Source organism: Pseudomonas juntendi (genome assembly GCF_009932375.1).
GTDB classification, from domain to species: domain Bacteria; phylum Pseudomonadota; class Gammaproteobacteria; order Pseudomonadales; family Pseudomonadaceae; genus Aquipseudomonas; species Aquipseudomonas juntendi.
Genome location: NZ_BLJG01000389.1, coordinates 1 through 220, shown reverse-complemented (window position 1 = coordinate 220; position 220 = coordinate 1). Strand labels below are relative to the sequence as shown.

The following is a 220-nucleotide window of genomic DNA, read 5'->3' as shown; positions in this document are numbered from 1 at the left end:
TGGTCGACAACAGCAACCAGCGCTGCCAGGCCCAGGCGGTAGCCCGTCGTGCCCAGGCAAAGCTGGGCGCCAGCCTGGCCAACCCGGCACCGGCCCTGGCGTTCTTCCAGTCGCCGCTGGGGCGCACGGTGGTAGCCGCCGCGCTCAAGGCCACGCGCAAGGATGAACTGGCCAGAAACGCCAAGGGCTTGCCGAAAATGCCGGCCAGCGATGACCGCCT

General features: G+C 69.5%; 1 pseudogene. It reads left to right on the top strand.

What is annotated here, in order from left to right:
- Positions 1-220, top strand: a pseudogene (locus GYA94_RS26250) (hypothetical protein); the annotation flags it as partial.